The sequence below is a fragment of the Tenacibaculum singaporense genome (genome assembly GCF_003867015.1).
Taxonomy (GTDB): domain Bacteria; phylum Bacteroidota; class Bacteroidia; order Flavobacteriales; family Flavobacteriaceae; genus Polaribacter; species Polaribacter singaporensis.
Genome location: NZ_CP032548.1, coordinates 3,216,092 through 3,241,349 on the forward strand (window position 1 = coordinate 3,216,092; position 25,258 = coordinate 3,241,349).

At 31.4% G+C, this 25,258-nt stretch carries 29 protein-coding genes; 10 read left to right on the forward strand and 19 right to left on the reverse strand.

What is annotated here, in order from left to right; genetic code table 11:
* Nucleotides 1-24: 24 nt before the first annotated feature.
* Nucleotides 25-435: an SRPBCC family protein gene (locus D6T69_RS14485; RefSeq protein ID WP_125068632.1), complete on the forward strand. Its 411-nt coding sequence runs from the start codon at nt 25-27 to the stop codon at nt 433-435.
* A gap of 9 nt (nt 436-444) precedes the next feature.
* Nucleotides 445-852 carry a VOC family protein gene (locus tag D6T69_RS14490; protein WP_125068634.1) on the forward strand — a complete coding sequence of 136 codons (408 nt, stop codon included), beginning with the start codon at nt 445-447 and terminating at the stop codon, nt 850-852.
* Between the two features lie 48 nt (nt 853-900).
* Here D6T69_RS14490 and D6T69_RS14495 read toward each other — a convergent pair whose 3' ends face one another.
* The 9 genes from D6T69_RS14495 to D6T69_RS14535 all read right to left on the reverse strand — a co-directional run bounded on the left by D6T69_RS14495 (nt 901) and on the right by D6T69_RS14535 (nt 11,387).
* Nucleotides 901-1,347 carry a heavy-metal-associated domain-containing protein gene (locus tag D6T69_RS14495; protein WP_125068637.1) on the reverse strand — a complete coding sequence of 149 codons (447 nt, stop codon included), beginning with the start codon at nt 1,345-1,347 and terminating at the stop codon, nt 901-903.
* A 13-nt stretch (nt 1,348-1,360) separates the two neighbouring features.
* Nucleotides 1,361-3,064, reverse strand: a complete 1,704-nt coding sequence (locus tag D6T69_RS14500) for an efflux RND transporter periplasmic adaptor subunit (protein ID WP_125068638.1) — start codon at nt 3,062-3,064, stop codon at nt 1,361-1,363.
* 4 nt (nt 3,065-3,068) lie between these two features.
* On the reverse strand, nt 3,069-4,364 hold the full coding sequence (locus D6T69_RS14505; RefSeq protein WP_125068640.1) for a TolC family protein: 1,296 nt from the start codon (nt 4,362-4,364) through the stop codon (nt 3,069-3,071).
* Nucleotides 4,361-4,711: a four helix bundle protein gene (locus tag D6T69_RS14510; RefSeq protein ID WP_125068642.1), complete on the reverse strand. Its 351-nt coding sequence runs from the start codon at nt 4,709-4,711 to the stop codon at nt 4,361-4,363. Before D6T69_RS14510 ends, D6T69_RS14505 begins: the two co-directional genes overlap by 4 nt.
* A gap of 23 nt (nt 4,712-4,734) precedes the next feature.
* The gene (locus D6T69_RS14515; protein WP_125068644.1) at nt 4,735-8,526 is read right to left on the reverse strand and encodes an efflux RND transporter permease subunit; all 3,792 of its coding nucleotides are present in this window, start codon (nt 8,524-8,526) and stop codon (nt 4,735-4,737) included.
* A 104-nt stretch (nt 8,527-8,630) separates the two neighbouring features.
* Complete coding sequence (locus D6T69_RS14520; protein WP_125068646.1) at nt 8,631-9,050, reverse strand: HYC_CC_PP family protein; 420 nt, start codon at nt 9,048-9,050, stop codon at nt 8,631-8,633.
* Between the two features lie 50 nt (nt 9,051-9,100).
* Complete coding sequence (corA, locus tag D6T69_RS14525) at nt 9,101-10,165, reverse strand: magnesium/cobalt transporter CorA (protein WP_125068648.1); 1,065 nt, start codon at nt 10,163-10,165, stop codon at nt 9,101-9,103.
* Nucleotides 10,166-10,173: 8 nt separating this feature from the next.
* Nucleotides 10,174-10,551, reverse strand: coding sequence for a hypothetical protein (locus D6T69_RS14530; protein WP_125068650.1), 378 nt, complete (start codon nt 10,549-10,551; stop codon nt 10,174-10,176).
* A 2-nt stretch (nt 10,552-10,553) separates the two neighbouring features.
* Complete coding sequence (locus D6T69_RS14535) at nt 10,554-11,387, reverse strand: universal stress protein (protein ID WP_125068652.1); 834 nt, start codon at nt 11,385-11,387, stop codon at nt 10,554-10,556.
* A 95-nt stretch (nt 11,388-11,482) separates the two neighbouring features.
* Here D6T69_RS14535 and D6T69_RS14540 point away from each other — a divergent pair, with 95 nt between their 5' ends.
* The 7 genes from D6T69_RS14540 to D6T69_RS14570 all read left to right on the forward strand — a co-directional run bounded on the left by D6T69_RS14540 (nt 11,483) and on the right by D6T69_RS14570 (nt 17,092).
* A complete protein-coding gene (locus D6T69_RS14540; RefSeq protein ID WP_125068654.1) occupies nt 11,483-12,010 on the forward strand; it encodes a mechanosensitive ion channel domain-containing protein in 528 nt (175 codons plus the stop codon).
* A 406-nt stretch (nt 12,011-12,416) separates the two neighbouring features.
* Complete coding sequence (locus D6T69_RS14545; protein WP_125068656.1) at nt 12,417-13,808, forward strand: arginine decarboxylase; 1,392 nt, start codon at nt 12,417-12,419, stop codon at nt 13,806-13,808.
* Nucleotides 13,809-13,823: 15 nt separating this feature from the next.
* Nucleotides 13,824-14,762, forward strand: coding sequence for an agmatinase (speB, locus tag D6T69_RS14550; RefSeq protein WP_073181580.1), 939 nt, complete (start codon nt 13,824-13,826; stop codon nt 14,760-14,762).
* Nucleotide 14,763: 1 nt separating this feature from the next.
* Nucleotides 14,764-15,543 carry an RMD1 family protein gene (locus D6T69_RS14555; RefSeq protein ID WP_125068658.1) on the forward strand — a complete coding sequence of 260 codons (780 nt, stop codon included), beginning with the start codon at nt 14,764-14,766 and terminating at the stop codon, nt 15,541-15,543.
* A 12-nt stretch (nt 15,544-15,555) separates the two neighbouring features.
* Nucleotides 15,556-16,524 (forward strand): deoxyhypusine synthase family protein, encoded by a 969-nt coding sequence (locus D6T69_RS14560; protein WP_125068660.1) that lies wholly within the window; start codon nt 15,556-15,558, stop codon nt 16,522-16,524.
* 4 nt (nt 16,525-16,528) lie between these two features.
* Nucleotides 16,529-16,810 (forward strand): hypothetical protein, encoded by a 282-nt coding sequence (locus D6T69_RS14565; RefSeq protein WP_125068662.1) that lies wholly within the window; start codon nt 16,529-16,531, stop codon nt 16,808-16,810.
* Nucleotides 16,811-16,831: 21 nt separating this feature from the next.
* Nucleotides 16,832-17,092: a hypothetical protein gene (locus D6T69_RS14570; protein WP_125068664.1), complete on the forward strand. Its 261-nt coding sequence runs from the start codon at nt 16,832-16,834 to the stop codon at nt 17,090-17,092.
* A gap of 38 nt (nt 17,093-17,130) precedes the next feature.
* On the opposite strand, the gene D6T69_RS14575 is transcribed toward D6T69_RS14570, so the two are convergent.
* The 9 genes from D6T69_RS14575 to D6T69_RS14615 form a co-directional block, all read right to left on the reverse strand.
* Complete coding sequence (locus D6T69_RS14575; protein WP_125068666.1) at nt 17,131-17,556, reverse strand: tellurite resistance TerB family protein; 426 nt, start codon at nt 17,554-17,556, stop codon at nt 17,131-17,133.
* A 2-nt stretch (nt 17,557-17,558) separates the two neighbouring features.
* On the reverse strand, nt 17,559-17,888 hold the full coding sequence (locus D6T69_RS14580; RefSeq protein WP_125068668.1) for a hypothetical protein: 330 nt from the start codon (nt 17,886-17,888) through the stop codon (nt 17,559-17,561).
* A gap of 471 nt (nt 17,889-18,359) precedes the next feature.
* A complete protein-coding gene (locus D6T69_RS14585; protein ID WP_125068670.1) occupies nt 18,360-18,632 on the reverse strand; it encodes a hypothetical protein in 273 nt (90 codons plus the stop codon).
* 2 nt (nt 18,633-18,634) lie between these two features.
* Nucleotides 18,635-18,910: an ATP-dependent Clp protease adaptor ClpS gene (locus D6T69_RS14590; protein ID WP_121146033.1), complete on the reverse strand. Its 276-nt coding sequence runs from the start codon at nt 18,908-18,910 to the stop codon at nt 18,635-18,637.
* A gap of 5 nt (nt 18,911-18,915) precedes the next feature.
* Complete coding sequence (gene prmA, locus D6T69_RS14595; RefSeq protein WP_125068672.1) at nt 18,916-19,749, reverse strand: 50S ribosomal protein L11 methyltransferase; 834 nt, start codon at nt 19,747-19,749, stop codon at nt 18,916-18,918.
* Nucleotides 19,749-20,507, reverse strand: a complete 759-nt coding sequence (gene tpiA / locus D6T69_RS14600) for a triose-phosphate isomerase (protein WP_125068674.1) — start codon at nt 20,505-20,507, stop codon at nt 19,749-19,751. The genes prmA and tpiA overlap by 1 nt, the downstream gene beginning before the upstream one ends.
* A gap of 42 nt (nt 20,508-20,549) precedes the next feature.
* Entirely contained in the window at nt 20,550-21,044 is a 495-nt protein-coding gene (locus tag D6T69_RS14605; RefSeq protein WP_125068676.1) for a TlpA family protein disulfide reductase, read from the reverse strand.
* Nucleotide 21,045: 1 nt separating this feature from the next.
* On the reverse strand, nt 21,046-21,528 hold the full coding sequence (locus D6T69_RS14610; protein WP_125068678.1) for a TlpA family protein disulfide reductase: 483 nt from the start codon (nt 21,526-21,528) through the stop codon (nt 21,046-21,048).
* A gap of 1 nt (nt 21,529) precedes the next feature.
* Nucleotides 21,530-22,606, reverse strand: coding sequence for an ABC transporter permease (locus D6T69_RS14615; RefSeq protein WP_125068680.1), 1,077 nt, complete (start codon nt 22,604-22,606; stop codon nt 21,530-21,532).
* Nucleotides 22,607-22,669: 63 nt separating this feature from the next.
* On the opposite strand from D6T69_RS14615, the gene pyrF reads away from it, so the two are divergent.
* Nucleotides 22,670-23,482 (forward strand): orotidine-5'-phosphate decarboxylase, encoded by an 813-nt coding sequence (gene pyrF, locus D6T69_RS14620; protein WP_125068682.1) that lies wholly within the window; start codon nt 22,670-22,672, stop codon nt 23,480-23,482.
* Nucleotides 23,483-23,585: 103 nt separating this feature from the next.
* Here pyrF and D6T69_RS14625 read toward each other — a convergent pair whose 3' ends face one another.
* Nucleotides 23,586-25,250: a RagB/SusD family nutrient uptake outer membrane protein gene (locus D6T69_RS14625; protein WP_125068684.1), complete on the reverse strand. Its 1,665-nt coding sequence runs from the start codon at nt 25,248-25,250 to the stop codon at nt 23,586-23,588.
* Nucleotides 25,251-25,258: the final 8 nt, after the last annotated feature.

Here is a 25,258-nt window from a genome sequence, read left to right on the forward strand (position 1 = left end):
TATTAACATTAATACCTTAAAATTATGGAACAAATAACAGTTAAAGCAACAATTAAAGCAACACCTAACAAAGTATGGGGTGTTTGGACAACACCAGAACATATAAAAATATGGAACACACCTTCAAACGATTGGCACACAACTCGTGCTAAAAATGACTTAAGAGTTGGTGGAAAATTCTTATCAAGAATGGAAGCTAAAGATGGGAGTTTTGGCTTCGATTTTACGGGTACCTACGATGAAGTAAGTCCATTCGAATGCATTGCCTATACCATGGATGATGGCAGAAAAGCAAAAACAAATTTTTCCCAAAAAGAAAATTATACTGAAATTATAACAGTTTTTGATCCTGAAACTCAAAACTCTATTGAAATGCAAAAAGAGGGATGGCAAGCTATTCTAAACAACTTTAAAAAGTACACTGAAAGTTTGTAAAAAACAATAATGAGTCAACTAATAACGTATCTTACTTTTAATGGCAATTGCAGAGAAGCAATGCTTTTTTACCAAAGTTGTTTGGGTGGTGAATTATATTTTCAAACCTTAGAAGAATCTCCTAAAGCAAAAAATCTTCCTAACAATTACAAAAAATATATCCTACAAGCTATTCTTAAAAAGGAAAATATAGTATTAATGGGTACTGATTTGTTTGATGAAGATAGATTATTGCAAGGAAATACAATTGCTATTCTTCTAAAAAGCAATGATGAAACTAAAATAAGAAAGTACTATTCAAGTTTTTCAAAGAAGAAAACAGTATCTCTTCCTTTAAAAAGAAATTATTGGGGTATTTTATATGGAAGTATAACCGATACGTATGGAATACGCTGGCTGTTTAGTTGTAATAATTAAAACAAGAAAAAAGTGTAACGAAGTTTATATCGTTACACTTTTTTACAATTAGTGATTAGACGTTTCGTCTGCTTTTACATCACCTTTTAAACTCATTTCCATATTGTGATCGTATTGACAACAACCTGGTAAGTTACCATAAGCCTCTTCATTACTTGCTACTTTATCAGTATCGTAACCAGATGCTGCAATTGCGTTATGAATAGCATCTAAATTAGTTTTAGAATCATCAAACGATACGTTGATTTGCTTTCTTACTTTATCCCAATCTGCTGACGCTACTCCATCAACACCGCTTACTGCTTTTTCAATTGTGTTTTTACACATTCCACAATTACCTCTTACTCCAAAAGTTGCTTCAGTCATTGCTACTTCTTTAGTAGTAGTTTGCTCTGTTTGTACTTCTTTTGTTTCTGTTTCTTTTTTAGCTTCGTTTTTACAACTTACTAAACCAATAGTAGCTAACATAGCTACCCCTAAGATTACTTTTTTCATTTTGATTTGATATTTAATTATTAATAATTGTTTCTTTTACCTCACCGCATTTTAGCATCATATCGCCAAAATATGGATTTAATACTTGTTTTTCTTTACTTAACCAATAAGCACCTTTATCACTATCTGCCATAGGACAGTATTGTTTATAGGTAACCTCATTTATCCCGAAAGATTGAACTGCTATAATAAAATGCTCTGATAATACTTTAAAATACTTTCGCTGTACATCTACATCAGTAGTTTTTGCAATTTCTGCATTACTTGACTTTAGCGCAGGAACTAATTGCATCCACTGTTTATGAGCTTCTTCATTCGTTAACAACTTCATGTCAACCGATGTTAAGGTTTTTTGTAGGTTGCCTGCACTTATTTTTGCTGCATTTGCATCAGTTTTCACCAAAGCATCTTTTAAGACAATATACCCATCATAAGCTTTCTGTAATTGCTCTTTAAAAGCTTCAGGAGTACTGAAAGATTCCATAATTTCTTTTGTATGGTTCATCATTGACTTCTTTCCTTGTAATTGTGCTGAAGCATCTATTGTAAACACTCCATTCGTAACAATCTCTTCTCCTGACTTCAACCCTTTCTCTACTAAATAGCTCTCTCCTGCTCTTCTTCCTAATGCCACTTCTCGCATTTCAAAAACTGGTTTACTTGCGTCAGGTTTTATGTATACAACTGAACGTTTTCCTGTCCATAAAACTGCTGTAGCTGGAATACTCAATTGTTGCTCTGTTTGCTTTTCTGTAGCTTCCACATTCCCTGTAACAAACATAGCTGGCTTAAACCTTCCTTTGCTATTGTTAAGAACAGCACGCATAGTTACCGTACGAGTTTCTTGATTTAACACAGGATCGATAAACGAAACTTTTGCTTTAAAAGTTTCGTTAGGATATGCATTTGTAGTAATTGATATATTTTGACCTACTTTAAAATTACTGATTTGATTCTCATATACGTCAAAGTTTGCCCATACTGAATTCAAATTAGCTATTTTCAATAAGGCCTGTCCTTGGCTTACATAATCTCCTTGTTCTACTAATTTTTCTGATACTGTACCAGAAACTGTAGCATACACAGGAAAGTTTTCTTTGACTTTCCCTGTTTTTTCAATTTGATTAATTTGATTTTCGGACAGCTTCCACAATTTCAATTTATTTCTAACTGCTTTATACAATGCTGGCTGATTTTCTTTTACTAACGCTGCTGTTAATAATTCTTGCTGTGCTTTTACCAATTCAGGAGAATATACTGTTGCCAACAACTGGCCTTTTCTTATTTCTTCTCCTGTAAAGTTCACATTTAAACGTTCTATTCTTCCTGCAAAATAACTTACTTGTACTGCATTTGACTTTTCGTTTTCTGCTATTTTTCCGGATAATGTAATTGTATTATCAGCACTTATAGCATTACCAATTACAGTTGTCTGTACATTTGCTAATGCCAATGCATTTTTAGTCAATTTAAACTGATTTGCAGCTAGTCCTTCAGCTCCTACTTCCGCAGGGATTAAATCCATTCCACAAATAGGACAATCTCCTGGTTCTGGTTGCATAATTTGTGGGTGCATAGAGCATGTCCACATTTTACCTTTTTCTGCTGTAGTATGGTCATGAGCTGCCTCACTTTTTGAAGAACCTCCACCAAAAAGTAGCCATCCTAAGAATACCCCAGCAATTAAAATTACTATATATATTATATATTTTTTCATCTGTTTACTTTATTAAATAATTAATAGTGGCACTTTGTGTATAATAAGCTACTTCTGACATTATCATATTCGTTTGAAACTTCAATTGTAATTCTTGAATATCTAACACATCGTTAAAATCTATGGTTCCTGTCTCGTAACTTTTTACCAAAATTTGCTCTGCATTTTTAGCTTGCTCTAAATTTTTAAGTTGTGTTTGATAACTTATTACAGATGCTTTTCTATCTGAAACTGCTCTGTATAATACAGACTCTAGCATATTATATCGCTGTTCCTTTTGCGATAAAATTTCCTTTTGCTTTAACTTATTTTGCTTACTGATAGATTTATTTTTCTTATTAAAAATAGGAATTGACAACGATACCATTGGCATTACAATATCTTTTCCATTATCTATCACATTCATATCGGTACGCTTACCAACATTCACATAATCAAGTCCAAAACCAATCATTGGTTGTTTATCTTTTTGGTTTAAGAATTCAGACTTTTCTACAGAAGTATACAACTTGTCAAACTTCACCAATTCTGGATGTAACTTCAAAGTACTTGGTTGTATTTTATTCACTTCATTCGGGATTTGCAAACTATCAGCTACTGAAACTGGTGTGTTCACCTCCTGATTCAACAGCTTATTAAATGCTTTCTGCATTCCTAAAAAAGTTTCTTGTAACACTTCTTTTTGTTGTGCTAACTCGTTTTGTCTTATTTGTAACCTTAACACATCTACTACTGATGCTTTTCCTACTTCAACAGAAGTTAACGCTAACTTTTCATACGTTTCAAGTAACGCTATATTTTCGTCTAATACTTTTTGTTTTGCTTTAACTTCATAAAGCTTATAATACGACTGCGCTACTGATGTTGCTAGTTTACGTTTTACAACTACGATATCCTGATAAGCTGCATCAGCTAATGAAGAAACATAGTTTTCTCGTGCAGTTATGGTTCCGAAAAAAGGAATCATTTGTTTTACAGATAATTTAAATTGCTGCGGACCTGTACGTGTTTCTGGTGTACTTACGAAATAACCTGCTCCGAACTCAGTATTAGGGAGTGTATTTACCTCTTCTTTTTTCTCAGAAATGCGTTTATACTTCGTATCAAACTGTTGCACTTCTGGGTTATTTTCTAAGGCTATGTTTATATATCCTTGTAAGTCTTGCGCATTTGAAAAGTGAAAAACTAAAAGTGAAAAACTAAAAGTGAATATCCTTTTTAAGTGTAAAACGAAAAACGAAAAACACAAAACTATCCAATTCTTTGTTGCATGAAATATAAAAGTTATAAATCGTTTCATAATAATGATTTTTTTGCTGTTTTTATTGAACTCACTAGCATTGCTACTAATTCTTTATAAATTGAATGCAACAATGAATATGTATCTTCAACTATATACTTGGTATCCTTCAAAAGGTCTAACCAATACAAGGTTTCATTAGCTTCTTTTAAGGCAATACTCATTTTATGAATAAAGTCTTTTTTACTTTGTCCAAATTCAGCTTCTCTTATTAAAGCCCCTATAGCTGTACCACTTCTTAAAAGTTGCTTACTTAAGATGTATTCCTTTTTATCAGCAACTAAATATTGCGAAAGCTTCACTATCTCTAGTGCAAACTCATAACTTTTATTTTTTAAAATACTCATGTTTAAAAATTTTACACTTTACACTATTCACTTTTAACTTTCCTTTTTAATAAAAATTCTTCACGCCAACTGTACAACACAGGTACTATAAAATACGAAGTCACATCTATAATCATTCCTCCAAAAGCAGGAATTGCCATCGGAATCATAATATCACTACCTCTTCCTGTTGAAGTTAATACAGGTAATAATGCTAAAATGGTCGTTGCTGTTGTCATTAAACAAGCTCTAATACGCTTACTACCACCATGCAAAGCAGATACTCGTATAGCTTCAATAGTTTGGGGCTTGTCTTTAGTAAATGTTTGTTTTAAGTAGGTTGCCATTACTACTCCGTCATCGGTTGCAATTCCGAACAATGCAATAAACCCTACCCATACAGCAACACTTAAGTTTATTGGATGCATTTGAAATAGTTCTCGTAGGTTTTCTCCAAATACACTAAAATTCAAGAACCAGTCTTGTCCGTATAACCACATCATGATAAATCCTCCTGCAAAAGCTACTGTAATCCCTGTAAACACCATTAATGAAGTAGCTACTGAACGGAACTGAAAATACAGTATTAAAAAGATAATCATCAATGCTAAAGGTACTACTACCGATAATGTTTTTTCCGCTCTTAATTGATTTTCATACGTTCCTGTAAACTGATAAGAGATTCCTTTAGGAACAACCAGCTCTCCTGAATCTATTTTTTGTTGAATTGCTTTTTGAGCAGTTTCTACCACATTTACCTCAGCAAAACCATCTAACTTATCAAACAACACATACCCTATTAAAAAAGTATCTTCACTCTTAATCATTTGTGGTCCTTGTTCATAACGAATCGTTGCTAATTCACTCAACGGAATTGGTGTTCCTTTCGCAACTGGCACATAAATACTTTCCAAATCCGTTGGACTAGAACGTAATTCTCTTGGGTAACGAACTCGAATTCCGTAACGTTCTCTTCCTTCTACCGTTTGCGATAGTTGCATACCTCCTACAGCTACTTTCAACACATTTTGCACTGTTTGAATGGCAACTCCGTAGCGAGCTAATTTTTCTCTATCAATATCAATTAACAAATAAGGTTTCCCTACAATTCTATCAGCAAAAACAGCTTCTTTTTTAACACCTTCAACCTCTTTTAAAACTCCTTCAAGTTCTACTCCAAAAGCTTCAATTTGTTTTAAATCTTGTCCTTTTACTTTGATCCCCATTGGAGCTCGCATTCCTGTCTGCAACATAACCAATCGGGTTTCAATAGGTTGTAATTTAGGCGCTGATGTTACTCCTGGCAACTTGGTTACTTTTACTATCTCATTCCAAATATCATTAGGTGATTTGATATGCGGACGCCAGTTACGATAAAATTCTCCGTCTTCATCGGGAATAAGTTCCGTGTTTGCATCAATAGATTGCCACGCTTCACCATATTTCGCTCGCAATGACATTCCTTCTTTCAGTATAAAACCACCATTTTCATCAACCTTAAATCGCTGGCGTTCTCCATCAGAATTTAATGCATACTCTGGCTTGTAGTTAATCACATTTTCATACATCGATAAAGGTGCTGGATCTAGTGCTGAATCTGTTCTTCCTGCTTTCCCTACGACTGTTGCTATTTCTGGAATATTGGCAACTGCCATATCTAACTGTTGTAATACTCGCTTATTTTCTTCTGTTCCCGAATGTGGCATTGAAGTTGGCATCAATAAAAATGACCCTTCATTTAACGAAGGCATAAATTCTTTTCCTGTATTTTTAAAAATAAGGAACCCACAAGTTAACACTGTTAACGGAATGGTTAAAAACAGTAATTTATTGTTCAATGCCCAACGTAATATCTGATTGTAATATTTTTGAAGTAAACTGAAAAAACCTAACAACCCGAAACAAATCAGAGCTACAAATAAAAGGTTGGTTACAATACTTTTATCAACTCCTAAAGGTCTCCAATATTCTGCTAACAAACCTACAATTGCTAATGCAGATATAACGATATTGATGGTATTTACTGAAAATGAAAAGTGAAAAGTGAAAAGTGAAAAACTAACCTTTGTTTTTCCTGAATAGTTACTCCAAAATTGTACAGCTCCAAAAGCTACTAATACAATTCCTAGCCAACTTCCGTAAAAAACAGCTGTAATACCTAATGCTATTAAAACTCCATTTATAAAATACTTAAAGTTTTTTGTCAACTCTTTTTTCTTGAATAAGACAGCTGCAAATGGTGGTATTAAAAACAATGCCACTATAATAGCTGCTATCAATGCAAAAGTTTTGGTAAATGCCAGTGGGCGGAATAATTTCCCTTCGGCTCCTATCATCGTAAACACGGGAATAAAACTAATAATAGTTGTCATTACCGCTGTTACAATCGCACCCGAAACCTCAGCTGTTGCATTGTAAACAATTTGGTTAATAGATAGAGATTCCTCGTCACTCATACCTCGCTCTGTCGGAATGACACTATTCTCTTCTCTCTTTTCTTTTCTCTCTAAATGACTTATGATGTTTTCGGAGAGTATGACCCCGACATCAACCATGGTTCCAATAGCAATAGCAATACCTGATAAGGCTACAATGTTTGCATCTACTCCAAAGGCTTTCATTGCAATAAAAACCATCAATACCGCCACAGGTAATAGACCTGATATTAGTACAGAGGCTCTTAAATTGAAGACCATTACAACAATTACCAAAATGGTAATTAGTATTTCCAATGTTAATGCTTCATTCAACGTATCTAACGTTTCATGAATCAATTCTGTACGATCATAAAACGGAACAATAGTTAATTGAGAAGTTCTACCATCTGTTAACTCTTTACTTGGTAAACCTGCACTTAGTTCTTTAATCTTCTCCTTTACATTGGTAATTACTTCTAAAGGATTTGCTCCGTAACGAGATACCACTACACCTCCTACTACCTCAGCTCCTTCTTTATCTAAAATCCCTCTACGTGGTTCTGCTCCTAACGATACTTTTGCGATGTCTTTTATTCGTATTGAAGTATAATTTTTAGCTGTTACTACAGCATTTTCAATATCGGCTATAGACTTTACATACCCTAAACCGCGAACTAAATATTCAGCTTGATTTATTTCTATCGTTTGCGCTCCAATATCTTGGTTACTTTGTTTTACTGCTGCTACAATTTGTTGTAAACTGATATTGTATTGACGCATCAACTCTGGCTTTACGTCTATTTGGTATTCTTGAACATAACCTCCTATTGAACTTACTTCAGACACTCCATTAGCCGATGAAAGCGCATATTTTACATAGTAATCTTGTACACTACGTAATTCATGCAAATCCCAACCTCCAGTTACATTTCCCTCTTCATCTCGTCCTTCTAATGTATACCAAAAAATTTGACCTAAACCTGTTGCATCTGGTCCTAAAGACGGACTTACTCCTTCTGGCAATAAATTACTTGGTAATGAATTTAGTTTTTCTAGAATTCGAGAACGACTCCAATAAAAATCTACTCCTTCATCAAAAATTACATAGATGCTTGAAAGTCCAAACATAGAGGAGCTACGAATGGTTTTCACTCCTGAGATTCCTAATAAAGATGTTGTTAATGGATAGGTTATTTGGTCTTCTATATCTTGTGGTGATTGTCCATCCCACTTTGTGAAAACAATTTGTTGATTTTCCCCAATATCTGGAATGGCATCAACCGCTACAGGATTACTTGGTAAAAAACCTGTATCTAAATTAAATGGTGCATTTACAGTTCCCCATCCTACAAATAAAACGAGTAATATAACTGCTACCAGCTTGTTTTCTATTAAAAATTTAATGCTTTTATTTAGCATAAAAAATGATTTTAAACAATTAAACATTGATGTTAAAAAAACATCGAATACGACAAATCATCCTAATGAGTTTCTCAAAAGGATAACTAGTTATTGTTTAAAAATCATATTAAATATACTTCATCAAGTACATGAATGTCCTTGATGACCAGTGGAGGTGTATAATCTTTAAAAGGAATTACTTTATTGTGAATTCCTTCAAATAAATTAATATAGCTATAATAAAATGAAGCTATAAAGACTTGTTGATTAAAAGATAGTTGATCCAAAGACGTAATCTTTAAAGTATCTTGACCTTCAACTACTGAAGCCACATCTTGACAGCAGTTCTTTTTCATTACTGAACAGTCTTCAGATTTTGTTTCTTGCTTCATATCCATTCCACAAGATTCAGCTTTTACAAAATAGCTTGTACCCACTAACATGTCTCCACAAAAGTGACTGTTAACTGTAAATGACATTGTAGATAACAACACTACAAAAGCCATTACAATAGATGCTATTTTATGAAATACTTTTTTCATTTTACAACACAAAAGTACAAAAAATTAAATTTCAAAAACTTAAACAATCCTTAAAACCACTTTTTGTATTTAAAATACCCTAACATAATCAACACTGTAAGCAGGATAACTCCCCACATTACAAAATACCCACTACGGTACCTAAGCTCTGGTATATACTCAAAGTTTGTCCCATATATACCCGCTATAAAAGTAATAGGAATGAATACTACTGAAAATATGGTTAGTATTTTCATAATATCATTCAAACGATTATTTACGTTTGTTGAATATACAGTAAGTTGCTCACTCAACATACTTTTATAGTTTTCAACTGAATCATAACTTCGTTGAACCAAATCGTTTAAATCATTAAAAAAAGGTTGCTCTTTTTTAGTTATTAATTCAGTTTTTAAAGCTCTAAAACTATTTATTGCCTCGCGAGCTGGTCTTATTGCTTTTCTAAAATAGTTAAGTTCTATTTTATATTTATTAATTTCTTGTAGCGTATTTTTATTAGGTTGTAGTAAAATTTTATCTTCTAAGTCTTCAACTTTCTCACCAAAAGTTTCCATTAAAAAATTATAATTATCTACAATTACATCCAATAAGCAATACTTTAAATAAGTTGTATTGTAGTTTCGCACCCTTCCTGTTTTATTACGCAACCTCTCTCTTACCGACTCAAAAATATCCCCTTGTTTTTCTTGAAAAGTAATCAGCACATTTTTTAATAAGTACATAGATATTTGCTCCGCTTCTAATTGGTGCTTTTCTTTATTTAGAAACATCATCTTAATACTTGTAAAAATATAATGTTCTTCAATATCAACTCTAGGTCTCTGATCTGTATTTACAATATCTTCAAGAATGAGTGTGTGAATACCAAACAACTCTCCAACTTTCCTTACTAACTCAACATCGTGCAAACCATCAATATTAATCCAAAGTCTTTTGTATTTACTTATATAATTTTCAAGTTCATTTATGGTTTCTAGCTCTACTTCTTCAAGTTCATTTTCATCATAACCTATTAATCGTATTCTAGTATTCTCTTCTTTTTGATTTCCTACAAAAACTGGGCTTCCAGGAATTACATTTTTAGTGTTTTTTTGTTTGGTTATAAACCTTGCCATCTGTTTAGTTATACGAGATTAAATAATTTGTAAAGTCTGGCTAAAATTATGAGTTCTGATTTATTTTTTCCAGCATGAGAAGTAGAAATTTCGTGTGACGCCGCTAATAAATCATGTACTATTTTTTTTGTAAATTCTTTTTTATGCTTCAAATAGTATTCTTTAAAATTTTCATAGGCTTCTTCAGAAGTAGTTTTTTCTTTAATCAACCCTCTTATGGTTTCATAAATCAATTCGCTATCTGATTTCTTTTCTGAAGTAGACCAGTTTAATTCTACTCTTTTAACAATACTCTTTTTCTCTTCTACGGTCATATTTTTATCGACCATAGAAACGGCATAGAACAAGTTAGCTATACTTTTGTAAAATTCTTCAGTAAATTTCATAATTAAGCTATTTCCGGTAATATCAAAATAGGGATTTTACTATTGAATGCCGATTTTTTTATTACATTTTCTTCTAACAAGCGGTTAAAGAAATTGTACTTATGGTTTATTAAAACCAACAGCTCACTTTCTGTTTCTTCAATATGTTTCTCAACTGTTAATGTTTCAGAGCCTTCCCAATCTATTTTTTTATACGTTACATTAATACCTTGTAACAACTCTCTTAATTTCACTTTATTTCTTTGTTGGTTTTCAGACAAAAAATTCTCTTCAGATAAACACACAACCTCCAATATACACTTTTTAATCGTTGTTAAGTTAAGTAAAAACTGTAACTCTTTGTTTGTAAACAATCTTTTATAGTTTGTTGAAAATACTATTTGATGTAATGGTTTGTACTTGTAATTCATAGGAACCACAAGTATTGGACACTTATTAACTACATTAATCATTTTCATAGTATTTGTACCAATAAATGTTTCTGCTAGACTTTTTGCTCCTTTGGTACCAGCAATTACAACATCAATATTCTTTTCTTCAATTGTTTTAGTAACTGCTTTTGTTAATGAATTTGATTCTACAATATACTCGTAATTAAAACTGGTATTTTCTCTTCTTAAAACTTCAATCAGGTATTTTAATTCATCTTCAATTTCATTATCCATTTCATTAAACCATTTCTCATTTTCTTCATCACTCAATAGTTCAGAAGGTTGACTTATGTATACGTCTAACAAATAAATTTTCACTTCAACTCCTTTAAATAGTTGCTTTGTATAGTTCAAAGCATTAATAGCTGCTTCGGAAAAATTATAGGGTATTAAAATATTCTTCATAACGATATATAATTATGATTTTCAATCAAATATAATTTTTTATTTTGAGATTATATTTACAAAACCAGAAGTATATTTGTATAAAAAACATAATAATGAAAAATCGTTTTCTAGAATTATCTATATACAATCCGTTTTTACAATTCTTACTTTTAACAGCTTCGTTATTTTTTTTAATTCATATAACAAAAAAATTAACTAGGTCTTATATTGTAAAAAACGCTATTGAACCACACAGAAGAAAACTAATTTTAAACCTGAGTTATTTTTTATATTATACCTTGGCTTTATTTATTTCACTAATTATTTTTGGTATTAATTTTAAAGAAGTAATTGTTTTTGCTTCTTCAATACTTGCAGTATTAGGAGTAGGATTTTTCGCACAATGGTCAATTTTATCAAACCTAACAGCTAGTATTATTTTGTTTTTTTATCATCCTATGCGTATAGGAGATACTATAAAAATTATAGATAAAGACTTCGACTTACAAGGTGTTGTTAAAAACATAACAGGGTTTTATGTTTTACTGTATATGCCAGAAGAAAAAAGGGAAATTACTATACCTAATACGACTATTTTATACAAAGGAATAGAGCTAATAAAGAAACAAAAAGCAAGCTAAACAACTAAAAAACAATTTATTAAAAAAAATAAAAAAAAGTTTGTTGTATTAAAAAATAGTTTACATTTACCACATCTTATTACATAAGTCAAAATGTTATGTTTTACTTATTTCGGCAATAACTTCTATGGGAAGATAGTTAGTTATTTAGTGTTTGAGAAGCACAACCGAAAAATTAAGGTTTCTTCCAACTTTCAATACTCTCTACCACTGAATTTTTATAAACAGTGCGGTGATTGCTTAGCTTTAAGAGTCTAACTATTCATTTTATTTTGGTTTAACATCTTGTTATAAAACAACAACGAAACTTGTTATACACTTTTATTTAAAAAAGTTCTGGTATATGCCTTTACTGTTTTTTGAATGATTTTCTGTACCCTACATACAGATACAACTAAAATAATTAATGAATACTAAATATAAAGACTTAATAGAACAAACGTTTGATTTTCCACAAGCGGAATTTCATACTGAAAACAATAATTTATTTTTTCACAACATTGATATGATTGAATTAGTGAAACAATACGGAGCTCCGTTAAAATTCACTTATTTACCTAAAATATCAGAAAATATAAACAAAGCTAAAAGCTGGTTTCATAAAGCAATAGAAAAGCACAATTATCAAGGTAGTTATAACTATAGTTATTGTACTAAAAGTTCACACTTTAAATATGTTTTAAATGAAGCTTTAAAAAATGATATACATATTGAAACATCATCTGCTTTTGATATTGATATTGTAAAATCACTAAAAAAAGAAGGAAGATTAAGCGATGATGCTTATGTATTATGTAACGGTTTTAAACGCGACCAATATATTGCTAATATCATAAGCTTAATTGATGGCGGACACACAAATTGTATACCTATAATAGATAATTATGAAGAGCTAAACTTATTACTTGATGAAACTAGAAGTAAGTTTAATGTGGGGATTCGCATAGCTTCTGAAGAAGAACCTAAGTTTGAGTTTTATACTAGTCGTTTAGGAATTGGTTACAAAAATATTGTATCGTTTTACGAACGTGAAATAGCTAATAATCCTCAAGTAGAGTTAAAGATGTTACATTTCTTTATTAATACAGGAATTAGAGATAATGCCTATTACTGGAACGAGTTGTTAAAGTGTTTAAGAGTATATACAAAACTTAAAAAAGTATGTCCTAGTTTAGATAGTTTAAATATTGGTGGTGGTTTTCCTATTAAAAACTCACTAGCTTTTGATTACGACTACGAGTATATGGTAGATGAAATTATAAACCAAATAAACCTTGCTTGTAAAGAATCTGGTGTAGATGTTCCTAATATTTTTACTGAGTTTGGAAGTTTTACGGTAGGTGAATCAGGAGGAGCTGTATATGAAGTATTATATCAAAAAAAACAAAATGATCGTGAAAAATGGAACATGATTAACTCATCTTTCATTACCACCTTACCAGATTCTTGGGCTATTAATAAACGTTTTATCATGCTTCCTCTTAACAAATGGAATCATAGATACGAACGTGTTTTATTAGGCGGTTTAACTTGTGACAGCGATGATTATTACAATTCTGAACAACACGTAAACGGAATTTATTTACCTGTATACGAAAAAGAGAGTCCTTTATACGTAGGCTTTTTCAATACTGGAGCATACCAAGAAACTATTGGTGGTTTTGGCGGATTACAACACTGTTTAATCCCAACTCCAAAACATATATTAATTGACATAAACGAAAACGGTGATTTAACCACCAAACTATTTAAAGAACAACAAAAGAGTGAAGAGCTATTATCTATCTTAGGATACTAGTAAAAAAATATTAAGATGAAAAAAAGAAATTACGCAGGAATACCTGACCAATACGCTAAATTAGAAAATGCTAAAGTAGTACTTATCCCTGTTCCTTACGACGGAACTAGTACTTGGCAAAAAGGAGCTGACAAAGGTCCTGAAGCATTTTTAGATGCTTCAGAAAATATGGAGTTATACGATATAGAAACTGATAGTGAAGTATATAAAGAAGGGGTTTATTTAGCGGATGCTGTTACAGAAGATTCTTCTCCAGAAGCTATGGTAGAAGCTGTGCATGCAACGACTAAAAAATTTATTAATAAAAATAAGTTTGTAACACTTTTTGGTGGAGAACATTCAATTTCTATCGGTACTATCCGTGCTTTTAACGAATGTTTTAACAACCTTACTGTTTTACATATTGATGCACATGCCGATTTACGCAAGGAATATGAAGGTAGTTCTTGCAATCACGCTTGTGCTGTATACGAAGCGAGTCAAACAACTAACTTAGTACAAGTAGGTATTCGCAGTATGGACATATCAGAAAAGTCTTCTATGAATATGGATAAAGTCTTTTTTGCACACGATATGGCTGTAAATGAATACTGGATGGATGAAGTTATTGATCAATTAACAGGTAATGTTTTTATCACATTTGATTTAGATGCTATTGACCCATCGCTATTACCAAGTACAGGAACACCAGAACCAGGAGGATTATTTTACTACGAAACGTTAGAGTTTTTAAAGAGAGTATTTACCGAAAGAAATGTAGTTGGTTTTGACATTGTGGAGTTATGCCCTAACGAGAATGAAAAATCATCAGACTTTTTAGCGGCTAAGTTATATTATAAAATGTTGAGCTATAAGTTTTCTTCTACTATGGAAGATGAAGAAGATTACGATGATGACGAAAGCTCTCCATTTAACAAATTAGCGAAGTTTAAAAACGACGACGACGATTACTAAAATGCACTTACAAACAATTGCATATCATCTTGAAAGACGAATAGCACTAAGTGCTATTCGCTCACAGTTTGAATCGTATGAGTTAGTAAAAAGAGAACATTCTTTTTTACTATATAAAATCACAAACAATTCATACATCTATATAAAAGATTATGGAAGTGTTGTTTTTATGAACTGTACAAATGATTTAACTAATCAAATTGTTAGTTTTTTAATCAATAAAGAAAATTCAAATATCAACAACTTGCCCTCAGAAAAATATAATATCACTTTTTCTGACACCATAGAAGTTGATTTCGGAACTATTCAAATTAAAGAGTTAAATGATGATGTAGCGCATATCATTATGCTTAACCTAGCACAATCGGTAGCATTGATGAACTATGTAAATAAAACATCTGATTTACACGATAAAACATTAGTGTATTCAAAGCAATTAGAAAAGATGGGAAGTTTTAAACTTTCTAAAATTCAAATGCGAAAATTTATTGGTAAAACCTTAAATTTAAAAAACAACATTGCTGAAAACCTATTTGTTTTTGACTCTCCAGATGTAGCTTGGAATAACAAAGATTTATCTGATTTAGATTATAAACTAAAAGATGAATTAGATATTATAAAACGTCATCAAGGAATAGAAAATAGTTTAAACGTAATTAAAGAAAATTTAGATTTATTCAACGATATACTACAACATAAGTACAGTAGCATGCTAGAATGGATTATCATTCTTCTAATTCTTTTTGAAGTAGTACAGGTAATTGTTGAAAAACTTATTTAACAAAATAAAAAAATGAACAAACCTATAACCAATTTTATAGAAAAATACTTTTTACACTTTAACGCAGCTGCATTAGTTGATGCTGCAAAAGGGTACGAAGCACAATTAGAACAAGGTTCAAAAATGTTAGTGTCATTAGCTGGCGCTATGAGTACAGCAGAGTTAGGAAAAATTTTCGCTGAAATGATTCGTCAAGATAAAGTGGATATTATTTCTTGTACGGGAGCAAACCTTGAAGAAGATATTATGAATTTAGTAGCGCACTCACACTACAAAAGAGTTCCTAACTATCGTGATTTAACTCCGCAAGATGAGTGGGACTTATTGTTAAAAGGATTAAATCGTGTTACAGACACTTGTATTCCTGAAGAAGAAGCTTTTAGACGCTTACAAAAACATATTTTTAAAATTTGGAAAGATGCAGAAGAGGCTGGTGAGCGTTATTTTCCTCATGAGTACATGTATAAATTATTATTATCAGGAGTTTTAGAAGAGTATTACGAAATCGATTTGAAAGATTCTTGGATGTATGCTGCAGCAGAAAAGAACTTACCAATTGTTGTTCCTGGATGGGAAGACAGTACTATGGGGAATATTTTTGCTTCTTACGTAGTAAAAGGAGAACTAAAAGCTTCTACTATGAAATCAGGTATTGAGTATATGACCTTCTTAGCGGATTGGTATACTGAAAACTCAGAAAACGGTATCGGATTTTTCCAAATTGGAGGTGGAATTGCTGGAGATTTCCCTATTTGTGTAGTACCAATGCTATATCAAGATTTAGAAAGAGAAGACACTCCTTTCTGGAGTTATTTCTGTCAGATTTCAGATTCAACCACCAGCTACGGTTCTTATTCAGGAGCTGTTCCAAATGAAAAGATTACTTGGGGAAAACTAGACATTGATACTCCTAAGTTTATTATAGAAAGTGATGCAACTATTGTTGCTCCATTAATATTTGCTTATTTATTAAAAATGTAACCTTATGAAAAGAGTTATTGTAGACTATGCTAAGTTAACTACTAATATTTTAGATTTATTGGTAGAGAGGTATCCTGATGGATACGATCATTCAGACATTATTTCCTTTAAAAATAGTAAAGGGGAAACAGTAAAAGCTGTAGAAGTAAATACTGAAGATACTCTTTTTTTAGTAAAAATAAGTTCTCAGCTACAACAAACAATGGAAGATCATGAAACTGATGATGAAGATAGCAACGATACTTTTGATGAAATTGAAATAACAGACGATTTTGATAATGAATAAATAGTAAATTGTTTTTAAACCATGACTTATTATAACTCACAAGAAACAGTTACATTAGTCGGTGTTTATCAAGGATATACAAACGGCTATTATGTTTTTGAATTAGAAAATGGAGACATTATTGATTTTGAACAAATCAACAAAAAGAATCTTGAGCATTTAGATTTAAAATCATCAGCTTATAAAAACAAAAGTTTTGAAATTACATACAAAGAAATTTTTGATGATGTAGATGATGAGGATCTTGTAATTTTTAAGTTAGAAAACTTGCAGTTACTTTAAAAATAAATCCCATTCTGTTTAGAATGGGATTTTACTTTTTATAGGATGTTTAGTATCAATTTATACTGATCTAAATCAATTTTACCACTAAAGATTTTTGTAGTTTTAGAAATAATTTCTTCTGCTTTTTCTTGTGAAAAACCAAGTTGAATAGCATATCTCAAAATTAGTTTTAATTCAGCTTCATCAATTTGATGATCTGAATAAATTATTTTGAATAAATCTAGCAAGCGCTCCAACCTATCATCTGTTTTTGCTTGTGGCACTACTGGATATTTTTTTGAATTTTCTACTATATCTTGATACTCTGCCTCAGTTATATCTAATTTTCTAGCAAAACGATTCACTAATTTTTCTTCATCTTCATTTAAATCACCATCAATAATAGCAAGGTTAACAATAGCACTAAAGTGTGCTACATTATTTCTATGTTTACTTGACTCGTATAAATCTACAATACTCATAATTATTCTATTTTTTTTATTGATTGTAACACAGGTGTCTCAATTTCATCATCTGATACCTTATAATCATATGTAATTTCAAACACCTGACCTACAAATTTATTATCTTTTAAGTTATAAATTTTTAATATTTTCTCTGATATAGTTTCAAAGGTTATTACATCTTCATCTCCCTCTTCGTCTTCAAACGAAAAAGTATAACCATACTCATCATAACCTTGAAAAGTTGCTATGGTTTTTATAGGTTCTGTAATGTTATTTTGCTTATGGGTAAAAGCTAAACTTAGCCCAATAAATAATATAAAAACAGTTTTGATAATAGTATCTTTCATCTTCTTTAAAATTATTAGTTAATAAATATTATCTTGGATATTAACCACAACAAGTCCAAGTTTCTTTTAGCAAAAACTAGTTTTTAGTTATGCTCGTGGTGTCTAAAGAAAATGATGCTACATAGGCTTTTATTGTTACTATTTTACCTATATAAAGATACATTTTTTTTCACTTTTTTACCAGACTCTTAATTTATTTTTTAGTTAAAAACTCAATAAAAAAGACCTTAAACTTTCGCTTAAGGCCTTTTCGTCTAACCAAACTTAGTATAAAAACTAACTACTACTATTTTTAAACCTTTAAAAACTTCTCTTTGTAAGCTTTAAGCAGAAAAGAGAAGTTTTACATTTAAAGGGTAATATTTTTAATCAAATTGTATTCTTTTCTTTTGCTTACACTATTAAGACACTATTATTTTTAATAGGTCACCTAAAAACATAAAAAAAACTCAAAAAAAGTTTTTTGAGTTTTTAATACAAATATTTTCTAAGTACTATTCTATGTTCTGGTATAGATTTATCGTAGTTTTCTACTAATAACTCTAATATTTCTGGAGGTTCTTTTCCTATATCCTTTTTGGAGCTGTATTTTGATACGTATAAGTTATATTGTAATTCTTTCTTTTCAAAAATTAAAAAGTGCTCTTTGTTAAGTTCCGAAAAACTTATTTCGTTTTCTTGAAACGTTCCTGAGTTATCTTTTAAAAAATCTGAAAATTCGTAATACCTAAAAATGTTCTCCATTCTTATACTATCTCTGCTGATAAACCTAACTCTAATAATTTAGAGCATCTTGGTTCTAAATCTTTATACTCTCCTGTTTTAACCGAGCATTTACCCTTATAATGTACTAAAATAGTACATTGTTCTGCCTGCTCTAATGTATGATCACATACAGTTACAAGGCTATCAATTACAAAATCAAAGGTATTTACATCATCGTTATGCAAAACAATTTCATGCTTTCTTGTTTCATTTAATAAAACATCAAGCTCTTCTTGAATTTTTTCTATCGTACTCATTTGTTTTATTTTTGATACTGCAAAGCTACCCAATTATTTCTTTTTATGGTATCTTTTAATGTTAAACTATACTTAGACACCTCATTATCAATCACTGGAATATCTTCACTGTAAAATCCACTTAATAATAAAACTCCTTTTTCAGTTAAGCAATTTGTGTAGGTTTCCATATCATTTAACAAAATATTTCGGTTGATATTCGCTATGATAACATCATATTTTTTCTCTTTTAATAAAGATGCATCTCCTTCATAAACCGAAATATGTTTACAGTTATTTCTTTCTACATTCTCTAATGAATTCTTATAACACCAAGCGTCAATATCTATAGCATCAATAGGTTTTGCTCCTTTCATTTCTACAAAAATTGCTAAAATCCCTGTACCACACCCCATATCTAGTACTTTTTTACCCGCTATATCTAAATTAATCAAATGTTGTACCATCATGTGTGTAGTTTCATGATGTCCTGTACCAAAACTCATTTTTGGCTCAATAACGATATCGTACTTCAAGTTAGGGTTTTCATGAAATGGAGCTCGGATGCTAACTAAATCATCTACTTGAATAGGATTAAAATTCTTTTCCCATTCTTCATTCCAATTTGTTTGCTCTATTTCTTTATGTTTATATTGAATTGAAAACTCTTCAGAGTTTAAAACAAAGACATCATTTAAAATATCTTTATTCCAATCTTCTTTTTGGATATATGCTATAACACCATTTTCATTTTCTACAAAACTTTCAAATCCTAAAGCACCTAACTCAGCGATTAGAATTTCTGTAGTTGGTTCTTTTGGTGTTACTTCAAAAGTATATTCTATATAAATATTGTCCATTAAATTGATTTAATTATTGCTGCAAAATCTTCAGCTTTTAATGCCGCTCCACCTATTAAACCTCCATCAACATCTAGCTTAGAAAAAATTTCTTTAGCATTGGCTGGTTTTACACTTCCTCCATACAAAATTGAAATGGTATCTGCTATTTCTTTTCCATACTCTTTAGCAAAAAGTTCTCTTACAAAAGCATGCATTTCTTGCGCTTGCTCTGGTGAAGCTGTTTCTCCCGTTCCAATTGCCCAAACTGGTTCATACGCTAAAACAATATTCTTAAAGACTTCTTCTTTTAGATGAAATAATGCCTTTTTTATCTGGTTTTCTACCACCGCAAAATGATTAGAAGACTTTCTATCTTCTAACAATTCACCAAAACAAAAAATCACTTCTAATCCGTTAGCTAAAGCAGCATCTACCTTTTGAGCTAATAACTCATCTGTTTCGCCAAAATACTCTCTACGTTCAGAATGCCCCAAAATTACTATGTTAACACCTAAGTTTGTTAGCATATCTGCTGAGACCTCTCCTGTGAACGCTCCACTTTTAGATTGATGCATGTTTTGTGCGGCAACTTCTACAACTGATTCTTCAGTGTTTTTTACTGCTGACTGTAGATTTACAAAACTAGGAGCAATTATAACTCTAGTACCTTCTTCTAAACCAGTTTTTACTTCTTTCTTTATTACCTCAATTAATTCTTTTGCTTCATCGAGGTTTTTATTCATCTTCCAGTTACCTGCAACTATTTTTTGTCTCACGTGTGTTATTTTTTTCTGGTTATTGATTTTGTGTTTGCAAAATTACATTTTTTCTAGGCTTTGACGAATTAATTTATCAGTGGCTTTTGTAGCATCAAAAACAATTATTTTTTCATTTTCGTCTATAACTAAAAACCTTGGTATCCTATTTAAACCTAAAAACTTACCAAACTTCCCTTCCCATCCTGATTGCATAAAATAATGGTCTCCTTTTATATTTAGACGTTCAATGCCATTTTTCCAATCTCTCTTATTTCTATCTAAGGATAAAAAGACATACGCAGCTCCTGCGTAACTCTCTTGTATTTTCTGTACTTTAGGAATACTTTTTAAACAATCTGGACACCATGAAGCCCAAATATCTATCAATATCTTTTTTCCTTTATGTTTTTCTAAAATTTTATTGAAAGGCACTTCATTTCCTTCTAAAGAAATAAAAACATCCTCCAACGCTTCTGTAGAAAAATGATCTGGAGCTTCTTTAGAGCAGCTTAATAAGGTTAATCCAATAAAAGCTACTATTACTATTTTTTTCATGTTATTGTACTTTGTTTTGGAGCTTATCTGACACTTTGGATGATTTATACACGCTAATTTTTCCTTCTTCATCAATAATCAAAAACCGAGGAATTGTTTTTAGTTTTAAAAACTTACCAAGAGCACCTTTTCCTTTTTTTGGGATATAATAATGTTGCCCTTTCACAGGTATACTTTCTAAGCCTCTTTTCCAATCATGATATGAATGGTCTACTGATAAAAAAACATATACAAGTTCTGAATTTTTCTTTTGAAATGAAAGCACATCTTTAAAGCTCTTTTGACTATAAGGACAATAGGTTGCGAAAATTTGTACAAAAATTTTCTTTCCTTTATTTCGTTTTAAGATTTTCTTAAACGAAATTGACTCTCTTTCTAAAGTTAATAATTCTTCATTCAAAGATGTTTGAGTAAAGTGTTTTGGCTGAAAAACAGCACAACTTGACAAAAAAGCTATGGTGATTAATAGACAAAATTTTCTCATTTTATTGTAATCTTATTCTTGGATCTAACCAACTATATAAAATATCTACTATAATATTTATGATTATAAATAACGTAGCCACTACTAAAACAGCTCCCATAATTACGGGTAAATCAAGAGTATTTAGCGAGTTTACTATTTCTTTTCCTAATCCGTTCCAGTTAAAAATATACTCTACAAAAACCGCGCCTGCTAACATAGATGCAAACCATCCAGAAATTGCTGTTATTACTGGGTTTAATGAGTTTTTCAAGGCATGTTTTTTTATTACTTGGTACATCGTTAACCCTTTTGCCTTTGCTGTTCGTATGTAATCTTGACTCAGCGTTTCTAACAACGAGTTTCGCATTAATTGAATTACTACTGCTAACGGGCGAATACCTAACACTATTGCTGGTAGTATTAAATTTTTCCATTGAATATGCATTCCTTCACCAAAATCATCTACTTCGTACAAACTTCCAGTCATTTCTAAACTTGTGTACTTGTGTAATACAAAACCGAACAACCAAGCAAATAAAATTGCCGAAAAGAAAGAAGGAACACTCATTCCTAAAGTACTAATAACTGCTATGATTCTATCAAAAAATGTATCTTTAAATAAGGCTGAAAAGACTCCTAAAATAATTCCTAAAATTAAAGCAATGGTTATGGCTACTACCGCTAGAATTGCTGTATTGGGTAACGTTTCTTTAATTACTTCGGAAACGTTTTTTCCGTTTTTTTGAAATGATTGACGTAAATACGGCGTTTTTACAACCAACTCTGTATTTCCTATAGAAAATAATGGGTACGCATTGTATTTCCCTTCTAATAAAAAGGTATAATCATCAGTATTTTTACTATGAAAAGACAACGGAGAAACATCATTCAAATAATACAAATATTGTGTGAATACAGGTTTATCAAATCCGTATTTTTTTCGAATATTTTGTAGTTGTTCGGTGTCTTCTCTCTGATCTAACATCATACGAGCTGGATCTCCAGGTAAAATGTTAAACAGTAAAAAAATTACAGTAACTACACCAAACAGTGTTAAGAATCCGTAAAAAATTTTGTTAACGATATATTGAAACATATATAACAAAGATAACAGAAACTGCTAAATTTATGTACTTTTGCCTAACTTTTACAACAACACATGACAACACAACAACTTGTATCTGAAATTCAAAAAAAGAAATCGTTCTTATGTATTGGACTGGATGTTGATTTAAACAAAATCCCAGCTCATTTACTTCAAGAAGAAGATCCTATTTTTGCCTTTAATAAAGCTATTATTGATGCTACTCACCATCTTTGTGTAGCATACAAACCTAATACTGCTTTTTATGAAGCTTACGGAATTAAAGGGTGGAAATCTCTTGAAAGAACGATTAATTACTTAAACGAAAAACACCCTGAAATTTTTACCATTGCTGATGCTAAGCGTGGTGATATTGGTAATACTTCAACCATGTATGCAAAAGCTTTTTTTGAAGACTTAGCTTTTGATTCGGTAACGGTTGCTCCATACATGGGAAAAGATTCTGTTGAACCTTTTTTAGCTTTTGAAGATAAACATACCATTATGTTGGCTTTAACTTCTAACCAAGGCGCTTTTGACTTCCAAACAAAAACTATTGATGGTAAAGAGTTATACAAACAAGTAATTGAAACTTCTAAATCTTGGAAAAATTCTCAAAACCTAATGTACGTTGTTGGAGCTACGAAGGCTGAATATTTAGCTGATATCAGAAAAATTATTCCTGAAAGCTTTTTATTAGTTCCTGGGGTTGGTGCCCAAGGAGGTAGTTTAGAAGAAGTTTGTAAATACGGAATGACTGATACTATAGGGTTACTAATTAACTCTTCTCGCGGAATTATTTATGCTTCTAACGAGAGTGATTTTGCTGAAGCTGCCGCTGCTAAAGCTAAAGAGTTACAGCAACAAATGGAAAGTATTTTAAAATAAAAGAAAGCCAAGGTTAATGACTCCTTGGCTTAAAATTAATTCAAACAACTACATTAAATGAAAACAAAAATTTAATGTAATTAGCTTCTTATTCACAACTCTTTTAGTTTTGGTCACTTGGTGTTATATTTGGATTGGCATTAATTTCTGCTTGTGGGATTTTAAAAATCCAGTCATCATTTAAAGATGGTTTTTCTACTTGATAAGCCCCTTGATAAAGTACTGCAGAAGCTCCTGAGCCTCCATCAGCGGCATGATCTATTCCTTCATCCCAACGAATTTTATCTGTATATCCAAAACCTTCTCCCCATAATTCTACTCCTCTTTGAAACTTAATATGATCCATTAAAGATTCTTGTGTATTATAAACTGTTACATCATAAGCACTATCACGCTCTTCTCCTAAAGGCTTTAATGCATTTTGTGCTCCTACAATATCGTTCATCATAGCTCTTGCCTCAGCTTCTATTAAATACATTTCTGAAGCACGCATATAAATTACATCGTCAGGATCAATAGAGCCAGGATTTTTGTTCTTTAATTTAAAATGCATATATGGATGTTGATTAAAGCTGTTCGTAATACCATACTCTGCATTAATTTCCGCTCTTCTGGCATTATAGGCATCTAAATCACTGGCATAATTAGGGTCTTTTGGTAATCCTGTATCAGGGTCAAGACCTCCTTCATTATTTGAAGCAGAAAAGTTTGTATTTGGTGCATCAATAATAAATACATCTTTTCTATAATCTGTGTCTGGAATCGCATCCACTAATCTTCTATCAGCTATTTTTGGATTGTTTCTAATTTGACTTCCATTAAAAGTGTTGCTAGCTAAATAAAAATAAGAACGAAAAAATGTTGTTTCTGTTTGAATAACATTACTTCCCCAAATAACTTCCGAAAGATCATTTGAATTAAACCCTGCCTTCCATTCTGATTCATTCATTAACGGATAATTTTGACGTGCAGCCACAGCAGCATCAGCAGCTGTTTGCCAGTCTCCTTTAGAGAGAGCCCATCTAGCCTTCAACCCATAAGCTACATCTATATTTAATTGAGATTTTACCTCTGGTCCTCCAGATGGTCTTGTAGATCCTTTTTCAAAAGCACTAATGGCAGCATCTAAATCTTGCCCTATTTGATTATATATTTCTTCAACTGTTGATCTTGGCTCGCTCGTGAATGGTGACTCTGAAGAAAAAAGTAAAGGCACTCCTGGGTCAGTACTCGGACTACCTATTAAATACCCTCTACTATAATGCTGTACTAAAGAGAGATATGCATAGGCTCTATATGTATAAGCTTGCCCTAAAATTGAATTTAATGTTGGAGTTTCTGTTAAGTTCCCTTCTAAAATTCCATTAATCAATAGATTTGCATGTAAAATTATATTATACCTATGATACCATAACAACTCATTTGTAAGCGAAGTCGGCTGTGTATGTGAGTTCCATTGCATTTCAGTTCTCCAACCCAAATTATTTGCTGGTGCACTATGAATTAGTCCTCCTGACAAATTATCTCCTAAAGGAACCCAATAATGATTTCCTGCTCTTTGAGAATCTCCTCCTGGAAATATTGTTTGTGACTGAGAATACAACCCTCTATGTACTCCATTAAGAACTAATTGCATGTTTGTTTCGTTAGCTAGCGCATCAGATGCAGAAATAGCATCAGTAGGGGTTCTTTCAAGAAAATCTTCTTTACAAGATGTTATCGAAATAAGAATAACAACTATTAATATATATTTTAATTTATTTAACATAATGATTT

What these genes read in the sequence shown, in the direction of transcription:
- D6T69_RS14485 (WP_125068632.1), top strand. Translation starts at nt 25, where the DNA reads ATGGAACAAATAACAGTTAAAGCAACAATTAAAGCAACACCTAACAAA.
- D6T69_RS14490 (WP_125068634.1), top strand. Translation starts at nt 445, where the DNA reads ATGAGTCAACTAATAACGTATCTTACTTTTAATGGCAATTGCAGAGAA.
- D6T69_RS14495 (WP_125068637.1), bottom strand. Translation starts at nt 1,347, where the DNA reads ATGAAAAAAGTAATCTTAGGGGTAGCTATGTTAGCTACTATTGGTTTA.
- D6T69_RS14500 (WP_125068638.1), bottom strand. Translation starts at nt 3,064, where the DNA reads ATGAAAAAATATATAATATATATAGTAATTTTAATTGCTGGGGTATTC.
- D6T69_RS14505 (WP_125068640.1), bottom strand. Translation starts at nt 4,364, where the DNA reads ATGAAACGATTTATAACTTTTATATTTCATGCAACAAAGAATTGGATA.
- D6T69_RS14510 (WP_125068642.1), bottom strand. Translation starts at nt 4,711, where the DNA reads ATGAGTATTTTAAAAAATAAAAGTTATGAGTTTGCACTAGAGATAGTG.
- D6T69_RS14515 (WP_125068644.1), bottom strand. Translation starts at nt 8,526, where the DNA reads ATGCTAAATAAAAGCATTAAATTTTTAATAGAAAACAAGCTGGTAGCA.
- D6T69_RS14520 (WP_125068646.1), bottom strand. Translation starts at nt 9,050, where the DNA reads ATGAAAAAAGTATTTCATAAAATAGCATCTATTGTAATGGCTTTTGTA.
- corA (WP_125068648.1), bottom strand. Translation starts at nt 10,165, where the DNA reads ATGGCAAGGTTTATAACCAAACAAAAAAACACTAAAAATGTAATTCCT.
- D6T69_RS14530 (WP_125068650.1), bottom strand. Translation starts at nt 10,551, where the DNA reads ATGAAATTTACTGAAGAATTTTACAAAAGTATAGCTAACTTGTTCTAT.
- D6T69_RS14535 (WP_125068652.1), bottom strand. Translation starts at nt 11,387, where the DNA reads ATGAAGAATATTTTAATACCCTATAATTTTTCCGAAGCAGCTATTAAT.
- D6T69_RS14540 (WP_125068654.1), top strand. Translation starts at nt 11,483, where the DNA reads ATGAAAAATCGTTTTCTAGAATTATCTATATACAATCCGTTTTTACAA.
- D6T69_RS14545 (WP_125068656.1), top strand. Translation starts at nt 12,417, where the DNA reads ATGAATACTAAATATAAAGACTTAATAGAACAAACGTTTGATTTTCCA.
- speB (WP_073181580.1), top strand. Translation starts at nt 13,824, where the DNA reads ATGAAAAAAAGAAATTACGCAGGAATACCTGACCAATACGCTAAATTA.
- D6T69_RS14555 (WP_125068658.1), top strand. Translation starts at nt 14,764, where the DNA reads ATGCACTTACAAACAATTGCATATCATCTTGAAAGACGAATAGCACTA.
- D6T69_RS14560 (WP_125068660.1), top strand. Translation starts at nt 15,556, where the DNA reads ATGAACAAACCTATAACCAATTTTATAGAAAAATACTTTTTACACTTT.
- D6T69_RS14565 (WP_125068662.1), top strand. Translation starts at nt 16,529, where the DNA reads ATGAAAAGAGTTATTGTAGACTATGCTAAGTTAACTACTAATATTTTA.
- D6T69_RS14570 (WP_125068664.1), top strand. Translation starts at nt 16,832, where the DNA reads ATGACTTATTATAACTCACAAGAAACAGTTACATTAGTCGGTGTTTAT.
- D6T69_RS14575 (WP_125068666.1), bottom strand. Translation starts at nt 17,556, where the DNA reads ATGAGTATTGTAGATTTATACGAGTCAAGTAAACATAGAAATAATGTA.
- D6T69_RS14580 (WP_125068668.1), bottom strand. Translation starts at nt 17,888, where the DNA reads ATGAAAGATACTATTATCAAAACTGTTTTTATATTATTTATTGGGCTA.
- D6T69_RS14585 (WP_125068670.1), bottom strand. Translation starts at nt 18,632, where the DNA reads ATGGAGAACATTTTTAGGTATTACGAATTTTCAGATTTTTTAAAAGAT.
- D6T69_RS14590 (WP_121146033.1), bottom strand. Translation starts at nt 18,910, where the DNA reads ATGAGTACGATAGAAAAAATTCAAGAAGAGCTTGATGTTTTATTAAAT.
- prmA (WP_125068672.1), bottom strand. Translation starts at nt 19,749, where the DNA reads ATGGACAATATTTATATAGAATATACTTTTGAAGTAACACCAAAAGAA.
- D6T69_RS14605 (WP_125068676.1), bottom strand. Translation starts at nt 21,044, where the DNA reads ATGAAAAAAATAGTAATAGTAGCTTTTATTGGATTAACCTTATTAAGC.
- D6T69_RS14610 (WP_125068678.1), bottom strand. Translation starts at nt 21,528, where the DNA reads ATGAGAAAATTTTGTCTATTAATCACCATAGCTTTTTTGTCAAGTTGT.
- D6T69_RS14615 (WP_125068680.1), bottom strand. Translation starts at nt 22,606, where the DNA reads ATGTTTCAATATATCGTTAACAAAATTTTTTACGGATTCTTAACACTG.
- pyrF (WP_125068682.1), top strand. Translation starts at nt 22,670, where the DNA reads ATGACAACACAACAACTTGTATCTGAAATTCAAAAAAAGAAATCGTTC.
- D6T69_RS14625 (WP_125068684.1), bottom strand. Translation starts at nt 25,250, where the DNA reads ATGTTAAATAAATTAAAATATATATTAATAGTTGTTATTCTTATTTCG.